The organism is Oleomonas cavernae (genome assembly GCF_003590945.1).
GTDB classification, from domain to species: Bacteria; Pseudomonadota; Alphaproteobacteria; order Zavarziniales; family Zavarziniaceae; genus Zavarzinia; species Zavarzinia cavernae.
The window spans coordinates 1,557,482-1,570,004 of the sequence record NZ_QYUK01000011.1 but is presented as its reverse complement, the minus strand read 5'-3'; the positions used below and the strand labels follow the sequence as shown (position 1 = coordinate 1,570,004).

Annotated in this window: 13 protein-coding genes; 2 read left to right on the top strand and 11 right to left on the bottom strand. The window is 67.7% G+C overall.

Annotated features, from left to right (window positions below; translation table 11 throughout):
• Positions 1-52 precede the first annotated feature (52 nt).
• The 8 genes from D3874_RS11255 to nadA form a co-directional block, all read right to left on the bottom strand.
• The gene (locus D3874_RS11255; protein ID WP_119778166.1) at positions 53-520 is read right to left on the bottom strand and encodes an SRPBCC family protein; all 468 of its coding nucleotides are present in this window, start codon (positions 518-520) and stop codon (positions 53-55) included.
• Positions 517-849 carry an ArsR/SmtB family transcription factor gene (locus tag D3874_RS11250; protein WP_119778165.1) on the bottom strand — a complete coding sequence of 111 codons (333 nt, stop codon included), beginning with the start codon at positions 847-849 and terminating at the stop codon, positions 517-519. Before D3874_RS11250 ends, D3874_RS11255 begins: the two co-directional genes overlap by 4 nt.
• Complete coding sequence (locus D3874_RS11245; protein ID WP_119778164.1) at positions 846-1,307, bottom strand: VOC family protein; 462 nt, start codon at positions 1,305-1,307, stop codon at positions 846-848. Before D3874_RS11245 ends, D3874_RS11250 begins: the two co-directional genes overlap by 4 nt.
• Before the next feature lie 103 nt (positions 1,308-1,410).
• The gene (locus tag D3874_RS11240) at positions 1,411-2,109 is read right to left on the bottom strand and encodes a virulence factor family protein (RefSeq protein WP_119778163.1); all 699 of its coding nucleotides are present in this window, start codon (positions 2,107-2,109) and stop codon (positions 1,411-1,413) included.
• A complete protein-coding gene (mprF, locus tag D3874_RS11235; RefSeq protein WP_119778162.1) occupies positions 2,106-4,700 on the bottom strand; it encodes a bifunctional lysylphosphatidylglycerol flippase/synthetase MprF in 2,595 nt (864 codons plus the stop codon). Before mprF ends, D3874_RS11240 begins: the two co-directional genes overlap by 4 nt.
• 271 nt (positions 4,701-4,971) lie before the next feature.
• On the bottom strand, positions 4,972-5,829 hold the full coding sequence (gene nadC, locus D3874_RS11230) for a carboxylating nicotinate-nucleotide diphosphorylase (protein ID WP_119778161.1): 858 nt from the start codon (positions 5,827-5,829) through the stop codon (positions 4,972-4,974).
• 174 nt (positions 5,830-6,003) lie between these two features.
• Positions 6,004-7,635 carry an L-aspartate oxidase gene (locus D3874_RS11225; protein ID WP_119782254.1) on the bottom strand — a complete coding sequence of 544 codons (1,632 nt, stop codon included), beginning with the start codon at positions 7,633-7,635 and terminating at the stop codon, positions 6,004-6,006.
• Positions 7,636-7,663: 28 nt separating this feature from the next.
• Positions 7,664-8,698, bottom strand: coding sequence for a quinolinate synthase NadA (nadA, locus tag D3874_RS11220; protein ID WP_119778160.1), 1,035 nt, complete (start codon positions 8,696-8,698; stop codon positions 7,664-7,666).
• A gap of 386 nt (positions 8,699-9,084) precedes the next feature.
• Here nadA and D3874_RS11210 point away from each other — a divergent pair, with 386 nt between their 5' ends.
• Positions 9,085-9,750: an O-methyltransferase gene (locus D3874_RS11210; RefSeq protein WP_119778158.1), complete on the top strand. Its 666-nt coding sequence runs from the start codon at positions 9,085-9,087 to the stop codon at positions 9,748-9,750.
• A gap of 4 nt (positions 9,751-9,754) precedes the next feature.
• Here the strand turns inward: D3874_RS11210 and D3874_RS11205 are convergent, their stop codons facing one another.
• Together D3874_RS11205 and D3874_RS11200 are read right to left on the bottom strand one after the other, a co-directional pair.
• Positions 9,755-10,138 (bottom strand): type II toxin-antitoxin system VapC family toxin, encoded by a 384-nt coding sequence (locus tag D3874_RS11205; protein WP_119778157.1) that lies wholly within the window; start codon positions 10,136-10,138, stop codon positions 9,755-9,757.
• Entirely contained in the window at positions 10,135-10,368 is a 234-nt protein-coding gene (locus D3874_RS11200; protein WP_119778156.1) for a type II toxin-antitoxin system Phd/YefM family antitoxin, read from the bottom strand. The genes D3874_RS11205 and D3874_RS11200 overlap by 4 nt, the downstream gene beginning before the upstream one ends.
• Positions 10,369-10,506: 138 nt before the next feature.
• Between D3874_RS11200 and D3874_RS11195 the strand changes: the two genes are divergently transcribed.
• A complete protein-coding gene (locus D3874_RS11195) occupies positions 10,507-11,292 on the top strand; it encodes an alpha/beta fold hydrolase (protein WP_119778155.1) in 786 nt (261 codons plus the stop codon).
• Positions 11,293-11,306: 14 nt separating this feature from the next.
• Here the strand turns inward: D3874_RS11195 and D3874_RS11190 are convergent, their stop codons facing one another.
• Positions 11,307-12,392 carry an NUDIX hydrolase gene (locus tag D3874_RS11190; RefSeq protein ID WP_119778154.1) on the bottom strand — a complete coding sequence of 362 codons (1,086 nt, stop codon included), beginning with the start codon at positions 12,390-12,392 and terminating at the stop codon, positions 11,307-11,309.
• Positions 12,393-12,523 lie beyond the last annotated feature (131 nt).

Sequence of the window (12,523 nt, the reverse complement as noted above, 5' to 3'; positions counted from 1 at the left end):
GGCAGCACGTGACGTCTCAATGGATTCCGGCCTTCGCCGGAATGACGGTTGTTTAGTCGATTTGACTGCGCAGGCTGGCCAACAATATCTGCCACCATTCGCCATGACGGCGCAGGAACAGTCCGTCGGGGAAGCCGTGACGGGCGACGTGCGCGGCCGGCACGCTGTCCCAGCCGACATGGGTGACGGTGACGCGGGTTTCCTCGCCGACGGCCTCGAACACCACTTCGACATGGGTGTTCTGGTCCGGCCGGAAGGTCGCCTGGCGCCAGTTGAAGGCGAGGCGGGTGCCGGGTTCCCAGGCGGTGACGCGGCCGATCTCGAAGACCTTGCCGTTGGCCAGGGTCTCGATCAGGCGGCCGTCGGGGCCAGGCTCGAACGATAGGATGCCGGGCGAACGCGGGGTGAACTGGAACAGGTCGTTGGGCTTCCACCACAGGCCGATCTGCCCGGTGAAGACGTCGAAGGCGCGGGCCGGCGTCGCCTTGACCCGCAGGGAGACGATCACCCGCGAGGTCACGTGCCTGCTTCCAGATGGGCCTTGAAGGCGGCCAGTTGCAGGCTCCACAGCCGTTCGGTCTCCTCCAGCCAGGCTTTCAGATGGGCCATCGGTTCCGGCCTCAGGGCATAGACGCGCACGCGGGCGTCGAAGGCAGGATGGGATTCCTCGATCAGGCCGCAACCGCGCAGCGCCTTCAGGTGCCGGCTCATGGCCGGCGGGCTTACGCCGATCGCCTCGGCCAGGTCGCCGGCGCGGCGCGGTTCGATGCGCAGCAGATCGACCACCCGGCGGCGATGGGGATCAGCCAGCGCCGCCAGGATGGTGTCGAGGTCGACGGCAGCGGTCAAACCCAGCCCTCGATCTTCAGGCCGCTGGCCTTCTCGGCGTCCTCACGGGTGACCTTGGCCACGGTCTGGCCGAAGCTCCAGACATGACCCTCCGGGTCTTTCACGCTGTAGGTGCGATCGCCGTAGAACTGGTCTTCCAGGTCGCGCACGACCACGGCGCCGGCAGCCTTGGCGCGGGCGAAATGCGCCTCGATGCCGCTCTCCAGGTGAACATGGATCGACTGGGTATTGCGGCCGCCGGTGGCAAGGGGGCTGGCGACATAGTCGATCCATTCGCCGCCCACCATCAGGTAGCTGTCGCCAAAGCGCATCTCGGAATGGCCCAGATTGCCGTCCTGGTCGGTGATCACCATGGTGCGCTCGAAGCCGAACGCCTTTTCCAGGAAATCGAGGGCGGCGAAAGCGTCCTTGTAGAACAGGGCGGAGCCGAAGCTGGGGCGGCGGAACGGATCATCCATGGCGATTTCCTTCCAAATTATGAAAATATTTAACAGAAATTAGAAATATATGTCAAGTCCTCTCAAATCGTCATCCTGGCGAAGGCCGGGCTGACGAGGGAAGTTACAACCGCTTCTCGAAGGCCGCGACGATCTTGAGGGCGAGGGCGGTGTAGTCCTCGTCGAAATGGTGGCCGCCGGTGGTCGAGAGCTTTTCGACCGCGGCCAGTTCGGGGGCCGTGCAGGCGCTGTCGTCGGCCTCGTCGGTGCCATAGACGCACAGCACCCGCTCGGCCGGCAGGGCGGCCATGGCCGGCAGGGTCTGGTAGTCGCCGGTGTCGGCGCCGACCCAGCCTTCGACACTGACATGGAAGCTGGTCTCGCGGCCGGGGGCCAGCAGGGTGATCAGGCGGACGCGCTGGGCCAGCGCCGGCGGCAGCTTGTCCCAGGCGAAGGGAAAGATATCGGCACCGAAGGAATAGCCGATGATCAGCACCGGCAGCTTGCCCGACGGATCGGCCCGGCGGGTGATCTCGACCAGGTCCTGGGCGACCAGCGCCGGCTCCCGCGGGTTCCAGAAGGTCGCCAGCGTATCGACCCCGACGACATGGTAGTTCCGGCCGGTCAGCCATTCGCCGATGGTCTTGTCCAGGTCGCGCCAGCCGCCGTCGCCGGAATAGATGACGGCGATGGCCTTGGCCGGGCCGGTGGCCGGCAGGTCGACGGTCGTGAGCCCGTCGCTGCGCCAGAAGAAGAACCAGGTCGCGGCGGCGGCGATCGCCACCAGGGGGCTGAGAATCAGCAGCCAGCGCTTTCGTGTCATTTACGAATGATCTCGAGCCGGCCGCCGGCGATCAAGGCGGCGACGTCGACCAGGATCTGGGGCAGGGCCAGGGTACCGCCGCGGCAGGCGATGTATTGCGGTTGCCACACCGGCGAGAATTTCTCCTTGAAGGCGCGCAGGCCTTCGAAGGGATAGAATTTCTCGCCGTGGCGGAAAATTAGGGCGCCCAGGCGGTTCCAGGCCGGGGCCAGGCGGTGCGTCGGCATGCCCGACAGGGGGGCGGCACCCAGGTTGAACCAGCGATAGCCTTCCGCCTTGGCGTAGAGAAGGATGCGCACCAGCAGGGCATCCATCAGGATCTTGGAGGCGCCCGGCTCGTAACGCATCAGGTCGATCGCCAGTTCGGCCTTTTGCGCCCCGCGCCACAGATTGGCGAAGGCGACGATGCGGCCGTCCTTCTTCATCACGGCGCAATCGAATTCGGCGACATAGCCGGGCGAGAAGGCGCCCAGCGAGAAGCCCTTTTCCTTGGCGTTGCGGGTGTCGAGCCAGGCATCGGAGACACGGGTCAGGTCGCCGACGGCTGCCGCCACCGCTGCCTTGGGCAGGACCTCGAAGCTCAGGCCTTCCTTGGTGGCGCGCCGGTCGACATAGCGCAGCTCCTGCCGGGACGAGCCTTCGAGGGAGAAGCCGGCCAGATCGACCCGGGCGACTTCGCCGATCTTGTGCAAGGACAGGCCCATGTCGATGTAAAGCGGCAGGTGATCGGCGCCCACGGCATAGAACACGACACGCCCGGCCCGCTGGTCCGCCAGTTCGCGGAAGCGCCAGGTCAGGTCGGCGGCCTGCGCGCCGTCGCCGATGGCATCGCCCATGGCGATCCAGCTTCGGCCGCTGACCCCGTACATGAGGAAGGCCTTGCCGCCGTCGGCGGTCAGGAAGCGCTTGTCGCCCAGCAGGGCCAGGGCGGCGTGGGGCTTGGGCGAGGCGGCGACCAGGGCGCGGATCTCGTCGGGCACCTCGGTGCCGGCCTGGTGGCGGGCGCGACGGGGGCGGTTGATGACGGCATCGACGGTGATGATCGCGGCCACCATGCCGATGAAGACCAGGGCGCGAAGGAAACGCGAGGCGTTGCCTTCCCAGGCGAAATCCCACCACAGCTCGTTGGAATATTCGACATGGCGATAGAAGAAGAAGCCCAGCCACATGGTGACGGCGATGAACGAGGCCATCAGGATCAGCCAGCGGAAGCTGGGGCGCAGGTCCTGCACGCGGCCGGCGCGGTAGAAGGCATCGCGGAAGATCACCAGGAAGGCGGTGAAGGCGCCCAGGATGATCGCCTCCTCCCAGTCCAGGCCCTTGACCAGCGAGAACACGGCACCGGCCGCCAGCAGCACCACGGCGGCGTTCCAGGCCGGGGCCAGGCGCGCGATCAGGCCCCGGGCGATCACCAGCAGCAGGACGCCGACGACGCTGGCGGCGAGGTGCGAGGCCTCGACGAAGGGCTGGGGCACGACATCGGCCAGGAAATCCAGGCGGAAGCCGCTGTGCGGCAGCGTGATCGAGATCAGTAGGACCACGCCACCCAGGAAGACCAGCCCGCCCGCCAGCGGCGGCACGAAAGCCTGGACCACGCGCGTGACCGACTGGCTGGCGGCGGCGATATGGGCGCGCCGCCGCGCGATCTCGACCCCGGCCAGCGACAGCGCGGCGAGGAGCAGCGGCAGGACGTAGTAGATCACCCGGTAGAGGATCAGCGAGCCCAGGACTTGCGGCGTGCCGGCCAGCCCGAGGCCGGTGATCAGCGTCGCCTCGAACACGCCCAGGCCGCCCGGCGTATGGGCGATGATCCCGGCCGTCAGGGCGGCGGCATAGACCACGGCGAAGGAAGCGATGTTGGGGGCCACCGCGTGGGGCAGCAGCACATAAAGGGTGGCCCCGGCGGTGACGAAATCGATGGCGCCGGCGGCCAGTTGGGCCAGGACCGTCCGCCGGTCGGGCATGGCGATCGAAAAGCTGAACAGGTTCAGGGTCCGGTCGCCGGTCGAGACCCACGCCACGAAGCCGCCGATGACGGCGAGCAGGGCCAGGGCGATGGCAAGGCAGATGCCACGGCCCAGGCCGGTCACCCGGGCGACGCCGCCGGGATCGATCGCCAGCACGATGCCGACCACCAGGCCGGTACCCAGCCAGAAGGTCGCCCAAGCGATGGTCACCACCCGGCTGATATCGGCCACGTTCAGCCCGGCCGCGGAATAGAGGCGGTAGCGGACCGAGCCGCCGGTCATGATCGGAAAGCCCAGGGCGTTGGAGACCGCGTAACCGGCGGCGCCGGCGAAAGCCGCGGTCTTGAGGTCTACCGGCCCGTCGACCGAGCTGCGCACCGCCAGCACGTCATAGGCGGCCAGTGCCATGAAGCTGACGCCGGTAAAGGCGATGGCGAGCAGGATGTGCCACAGCGGGGTATTGAGGATCGCCGCCTTGATCTCGTGGATGTGGATTTCTTGCGCCATGCGATGCAGGACGAAGAGCGCCATGGCCAGCACGCCGACGGCCAGGATCGGCCCGGCAAACTTGAGCCGGTCCGCCCAGCGACGGGCGGGAAGGAGATGCTCTGCCTGTACTTCCATCGGCGATGGTTCGCATTGCCCCCGCGGTGAAGCCCTGCCCGAGGCCGTGCGGTTGCGGAGCCGTCGATTATGCCCCGATTGTGGCTAATCGTGGGCAGGTTGGCTAAAGGCTGGCAGGTCTGACGTGCGTCCTTCGAGACGGCCCTCCGGGCCTCCTCAGGATGAGGAGAATCTTTATGGCAAAAAGACTCTCCTCATCCTGAGGAGCCACTCGAAGAGTTGCGTCTCGAAGGACGCACGATGTCCGCCCCAAGACCAGGGCGCCGGCACCTCAGTCGAATTGGAAGTCCAGCCCCAGGTCCAGCGAGGGGGCCGAATGGGTGAGCCAGCCCAGCGACAGGATGTCGACGCCGCTGGCCGCATAGTCGGCCACCATCTCGGGGCGGATCCCGCCCGAGGCTTCGGTGATCATGCGCCCGGCGACCATGGCGACCGCTTCACGCAATTTGGCCGGCCCCATGTTGTCCAGCAGCACGGCATCGACCGGGCGCTTCAGCAGGACGGCCAGTTGCTCGAGCGAGTCGACCTCGACCTGGACTTTCACCATGTGGCCGACATGGCCCTTCAGCCGGTCGAGCACGGCATCCAGCCCGCCGGCGGCGGCGATGTGGTTGTCCTTGACCAGGATGCCGTCGTCGAGCCCGAAGCGGTGGTTGACCCCGCCGCCGACCCGCACGGCATATTTCTCGATCGCGCGCAGGCCGGGCGTGGTCTTGCGCGTGCAGGCGACGCGGGCACCATGCGGGGCTGCGGCGGCGGCGGCCATGCGGGTCACCGTGGCGATGCCCGAGAGGCGCTGGAGGATGTTGAGGGCGACGCGCTCGCCGGTCAGCACGGCGCGGGCCGGCCCCTCGACCACCGCGACGACGGTGCCGGCGGCAACGTCGCTGCCGTCGCCGTGGCGGACCTCGACCTTAATTTCGGGCGAGACCAGGCGGAACGTGTCCAGTGCCATGGGCAGGCCGGCGATGCGCCCGTCCTGGCGCACGTTGATCTGCGTCCGGGCCCGTGCCGTGGCGGGCACCGTGACTTCCGAGGTGAGATCGCCGGCCAGGCCCAGGTCTTCGGCCAAGGCGGTCTTCAGCAGCCCCTCATAGATCAGGTACGGGGGCGGGGTGACGTCGATCATGATGGAGACCTTTGGACCAAGAGCGGGAGCTTTGGATTAGCGCCGTGCGTCCTTCGAGACGGGCGCTCCGCGCCCTCCTCAGGATGAGGGGAATTTTTATGCCAAGAAGATTTTCCTCATCCTGAGGAGCCATCGAAGATGGCGTCTCGAAGGACGCACAGTGCCATTGCAGGGTTACTCGGCGGCGACCCGCTGCGGCGTGACCAGGCCGATCGTCTCGAGCCGCGCGCCGGCGGCGTCGAGGGCGACGATCTGGCGGCGCAGCCACGCGTCCTGCGTGGTCGGGCAGTCGCTGCGGGCGTGGGCGCCGCGGCTCTCGGTCCGCGACAGGGCGGCCAGGGCCACCAGGCGGCCGATGGTCAGCAGGTTGCGCATCTCGCCGGCGGCCCGGATCGAGGCATGATCGGTCGGCGCCTCGTCCAGCCTCGCTTCGGCCGCGGCCGCCGCGGCGGCGATGCCGTCGAACTTCTCCAGCGCCCGGCGCAGGCCCGCTTCCGCGCGCACCAGGCCGACATCGGTCATCATGATCGCGCGCAGGGCCTGGCGCAGCGGGGCGACAGCATCCACCGCCGAACCCTTGAGCAGGGCGGCATTGGGCAGCGCCTGGGGCAGCACGCGGCGATCCTGCGCCATGATGAGGGCGGTGCGCCGGCCGGCGACGAAAGCCTCCAGCAGCGAGTTCGAGGCCAGGCGATTGGCCCCATGCACGCCCGTGCCCGCGACTTCGCCGCAGGCATAGAGGCCGGGCAGGCGGGTGCGGCCGTAACCGTCGACCAGCACGCCGCCCATGTGGTAGTGGGCGGCCGGGGTCACCGGCACCGGCTGGGCGAAGGGATCGAAGCCGGCCGCGCGGCAGATCTCGATGGCCTGGGGAAAATGCTCGGCACCCTTGGCCGCGATGGCGGGACGCAGATCCAGGAACACCTGGCAACCGGCGCCGATCTCGCCCTGGATGGCGCGGGCGACGACGTCGCGCGGGGCAAGGTCGCCCTGCGGGTGCTTGCCGGCCAGCAGCGGCTCGCCATCGGCCTTCATCAGGCGGGCACCGGCACCGCGCAGCGCCTCGGTCAGCAGGGGCAGGGGCTCCGTCCCTTCGACCAGCAGGGCGGTCGGGTGGAACTGCATGAACTCGAGGTCGACCAGGGCGGCCCCGGCGCGGGCGGCCAGGGCCAGGCCGTCGCCGGTTGCTTCGGGCGGGTTGGTGGTGCGCGCCCACAGGGCGCCCAGGCCGCCGGTGGCGAGCAGGATCTTCGGGGTGCGGATGGTAACCCAGCCGTCGGTGGCGCTGTGCACCAGCAGGCCGGCGACGACACCTTCCGAGACCAGGATCTCGGTCGCGAAGGCGTTGGCCATCACCGTGACCGACGGGGTGGCGCGCAGGCGGGCGGCCAGGGTGGTCACCACGGCGCGGCCGGTGCGGTCACCGTCGGCATGGGCGACGCGGGCGCGCGAATGGGCACCCTCGCGGCCCAGCGACAGGTCGCCGGTGGCGGGATCACGGTCGAAGGGCACGCCGAATTCGCGCAGGCTGGCGATCGCCTGGGGGCCAGCAGCGGTCAGGTTGGTCACGGCGATGGCATCGCACAGGCCGTCGCCCGCGGCCATGGTGTCGGCAGCATGATCGGCAGCGCGGTCGCCCTGGGCGATGGCGGCGGCAATGCCGCCCTGGGCCCACAGGCTGGAGCCGCCCTCGATACCGTCGGTCTTGGTCACCACCACGACCCGCTTCGGGGCCAGGGCCAGGGCGGCCGAGAGGCCGGCAAGGCCCGAACCGACGACGACGATATCTGCTTGAAACTGGCGCATGACACGCTCCTCGCGCAACGACACCTGGTTACTTGCGGCGACCCACCGCGATCATCCGTTCGACCGCCAACCGGGCACGGTCGGCGATCGCCGGGTCGACCTCGACCCGCGGCTCGAGCGTTTCGAGCGCGGTGAGGATCTTGGGCAGGGTGATCTTCTTCATATGCGGGCACATGATGCAGGGGCGGACGATTTCGGTCGCCGGCGAGGCCGCGGCGATATTGTCCGACATCGAGCATTCGGTGATCATCAGCACCCGCGCCGGCTTCTCGTTCCGGACATAGTCGATCATCTTCGCGGTCGACCCGGCGAAGTCGGCGACGGCGATAACCTCGGGCGGGCACTCCGGGTGGGCGATGACGATCAGGTTGTCATAGGCACGGCGGAAGCGGCGGATCTCGTCGGGGGTGAAGCGCTCGTGGACCTCGCAATGGCCGGCCCAGCTCAGGATCTTCACCTTGGTCTGGGTGGCGACCCACTTGGCCAGATACTCGTCGGGCAGGCACAGCACGCGCTCCGCCCCCAGGCTCTCGACCACTTCGACCGCGTTGCCCGAGGTGCAGCAGATATCCGACTCCGCCTTCACCGCGGCCGAGGTGTTGACATAGGTGACCACCGGCGCGTCCGGATAGGTCTCGCGCAGCAGGCGGATATCCTCGGGGCGGATCGACTCCGCCAGGCTGCAGCCCGCCGCCATGTCGGGCATCAGCACGATCTTGCCGGGATTGAGTAGCTTCGCCGTCTCGGCCATGAAGTGGACGCCGGCCATCACGATGACATCGGCCTCCGTCTCGGCCGCCTTCTTGGCCAGGGCCAGGCTGTCGCCCACGATATCGGCGACACCGTGGAAGATTTCCGGCGCCTGGTAGTTGTGGGCCAGGATCACCGCGTTGCGGCTCTTCTTCAGGCGATTGATGCGCTCGATATAAGGGGCGTGCTGCTGCCATTCGTCGCGCGGCAGAACCCGTTCGACCTTCGACCAGATGTCGGCGGTCGCGGCGGCGACTTCAGGGGTGAAGGGAAGAGGGCCTGCGGTACGCAGGGCGTCGGTCGTCGCAATCATGGCGTTCCTCGTCAGAGGGCGCTAAGCCTCTATATGCTCAGCTTGAGCATATTCTAGATATGCTCATATCGAGCATAATCAAGCTTGTCAATGAAATGTCTTGAACCAGGGCCCTCGCGCCACCGTCATGGCAGGCATGTCCTGTTCCGGGATACCGGTTGCCTGGTTGGGGAAAGTGGGTCGGGAAGCTATTTCCACTGGCTGGTTTTCCTTATCTTCACCCCCCAAACTCGTCATGGCCGGGCGAAGTCCCGGCCATCCACGTCGCCAAGCCGTCCCTTCCGTCAACGGATGTGGCTCATCCCGACGTGGATGACCGGGACAAGCCCGGTCATGACGATTGAGAGTGGCCTGTGCCGCTGCATCGGTTTCAAGGAGCGTCAATCATGAGCCAATCCCAGTGGACCGCCGTCGACAACTACATCGCGTCCAGGCTGGTGCCCCCGGATGCAGCGCTCGAGGCGACGCTGGAGGCCAGCGACGCGGCAGGCCTGCCGGCGATCAATGTGGCGCCCAACCAGGGCAAGTTCCTGAACCTGCTGGCACGCATGATCGGCGCCCGCAACATCCTCGAGGTTGGCACCCTGGGCGGCTACAGCACGATCTGGCTGGCCCGCGCCCTGCCGGCCGGCGGACGTCTGATCACCCTCGAATATGATCCCAAGCATGCCCAGGTGGCGCGGGAGAACATCGCCCGGGCCGGCCTTGCCGACCGTGTCGATGTTCGCCTGGGCAAGGCCATCGACACCCTGCCCGAGATCGCGCAGGAGGGCCTGCCGCCCTTCGACCTGGTCTTCATCGATGCCGACAAGCCGAGCAATCCGGACTATTTCGCCTGGGCCCTGAAACTGGCCCGCATCGGCAGCGTGATCATCGTCGACAATGTCGTGCGCGGCGGCGCCGTGGTCGATCCGCAAGGCGATGCCGCGGTCCAGGGCGTGCGCCGCCTGAACGACCTGATCGCCGCCGAGACGCGGGTGGACGCCACCGCGATCCAGACTGTGGGCCTGAAGGGCTACGACGGCTTCGTCATCGCCCTGGTTGTCGGATAGCGGCCTACCAGACCCGTTGGACCAAGCCATCGAACACGACATCCGCGGATACGATCGGCACGTCGAGATGCAGGGCGGTTGCCGCCAACAGACGGTCGAAGGGATCCCGACGATCCCATGCCAGCATGGCGGCCTGAAGGCACATCGTCGGGTCCAGGCTGGCGCTGGAGCCGCCCTGTTCTTCCAACAGGGCGGGAAGGCGGCTCACGAACGGAGCCATTTCCGGCCACTTGCCCAAACGTACCTTTTGGCCGATCTCGAAAAAGGAAATCGGACTCACCAGGACCGACTGAGCCCGCTGAAGGCTGTCGCGCGCTTTGACCGACAGCCGGGCATCACCAGTCAGGCTCCACGCCCAGGCATGGGTATCCAACAGCAGGGTTTTCACCGGCCCCCTTCCCAGAGCACCAGTTCGTCTTCGGCCAAGGGCTCGAAGAAGTCGGGTCCCGGGCCGGTCAACTGATCCTCGAGCAACCCGATCCTGAAGTTGCCCTGGGGCAGGGGGACGAGCTTCACCATGGGCTTGTTGCCCTTGGCGATGACAACCTCTTCGCCGGCAAGCGCTGCCTCGATCAGTTTCGAGAGATTGGTCTTGGCCGTATGAATCGTGACCTTCATCGGGCCTCTCCGCGGGTAGCTTAGCTAATTTAGCTAGATCTTGAGCATTTGCCAAGCACCGCTACGCTCGTGCCCCGGGGGCGAGGCAGGTGACGGCGGTCGACTCTCGCTCGCCGGCAGGCTCGGGATGGGAGTGCAATGCCCGGCAAGATCGCCGCGCCGATCGGCGCATCATGGCGCGGCAAACAATGCTGGAAGGCGCTGGCGATGGCCGATTTCTTGTTTATTCATGGCAGTTGGCATGGTGCCTGGTGCTGGCACAAGGTGGTGCCGCGGGTCGAGGCGGCAGGGCACCGGGCGGTGGCGATCGACCTGCCGGGCCGGGGCCGTTCACCCGCGGTGCCGATTTTCGTCAGCCTCGGCGCCATGGTCGACGCGGCCGAACGCGCCCTTGTTCAGGGTCGCAAGACCACCCTCGTGGTCCACAGCCGCAACGGCATCGTGGCATCGACGCTGGCCGAGCGCGCACCCGATCGCATTGCGCGCATCATCTATGTGGCCTCGTTCATGCTGCCGACAGGCAAGAGGGTTCTGGATTACCTGCCCGATGGGCATTCGATGCTGTCCGACAAAGTCGAGGTCAGCCGTGCGACGCTGAGCGACCGGCTCGACCCCGGCGCCTATCGCGAGGCGCTTTACGCCGACTGCAGCGATGACGACGTTGCCCTCGCACGGTCATTGCTCGTCCGCGAGCCGAGCCGGCCGGCACTGACGCGCCTGAAACTGACCCCTGATCGCTACGGGCGCGTGCCGCGGGCCTATGTCCGCCTGACCCAGGACAGGGCAGTGTCCTTGCCGCTTCAAGACAGGCTGCTGAACGAAACCCCGGTCGACCGGGTCGAGAGCATCGCTGCCAGCCACTCGGCCTATTTCTCGCGCCCGGACGAGCTGGCGCGAACGATCGTCGAACTGGCGAGAGCGTAACGCTGCCGTGCCCGTCATCCCCCGATCTTGGGCAAGGGCAGGGGGATGCCGACGTCGTGCTTTTCCTGCATCACGTCACGGCGGAAGCGATAGGTTTCCGCCGGGCGGCCGCGGCCGGTCGCCTCGATCTGGCCGGTCGCTTCGACCAGGTTGCCGGTCATCACCGTGCGGCGGAAATTCTGCTTGTGCAACTCGATGCCCGACAGGGCCTCCACCACCTTCTGCAGGCGCAACAGGGTGAATTCGGGCGGCAGCAGGTCGAACACCACCGGGCGGTAGTCGATCTTGCCGCGCAGGCGGCCCAGGGCCGAGGCCAGGATGCGCCGGTTGTCCAATGCCATGGGATGGCCCAGCGCCGTCACCGCCGCCAGTTGCTCCTCGCCCGGCGGCACGAATTCGCGCCCCTCGGCCTGGGCGGCGATCGCCCCGTCGCGGATCGCCTCCATGGCGAGGCCGGCGGAGTAGAGCAGTTCATAGCGGTCGAGGCAGCGCAGCAGGTCGAAATGCCCGGTGCCGGCGACCGGGCCGAAGGCGATCGCCGTGCGCTCCATGCGCGAGCGGGCGCTGCGGGCATCGGGGGCCGCATCGATCCAGCGGGTCAGCGCCGGGCGGATCACCCGGTCGATCAGCTCGGGCCGGCCGTCGCGCCAATCCTCCCACGGCAGGAACGAGTACCAGGGGCGCCATTGCGCCTCGCCGGTGCCGGTCAGCGGGGTTTCCTGGGTCAAGGTCAGGTAGGCGACCGAGACGACGCGTGGGCCGCCCTGCAACTCGCGCGGATCGCGATTCTGGTTGCCGAACGTATAGAGCTGCTCGACGTAACGCAGGTCGACGCCGGTCTGCTCGCCCACCCACTGACGCAGGCCCAGTTCCAGGGTGCGGTGGTGCTGCGGCTCGAACGGGCCAAACGGCAGGGTTTCGGGCGCGTCGAAGGTGCGGGCCGACAGGCCCTGCTGGGCCGGGGTTGCCAGATCGTGGGTCATGCGCCGGGCCACCAGCACGCGCGGATCCTCGTCGGTCACCGCGACGATCACGGCCGTCAGGCCGATGCTGGTGCCGCGGGTATTGCTCTCGGCCGGTATCGGCGTTGCCTGCGCCATCAGCGCCCGTTCCCTTCTGGTTCCATGCGGAAACATAAGCGATCGGCCCGGCGAAAGCGATGCCGGCGCAGGGGAAGCGGCGGGTCGCGATGCCGGTAATCTTTGCTTAAGGGTTGGGCTGCGACACTGCG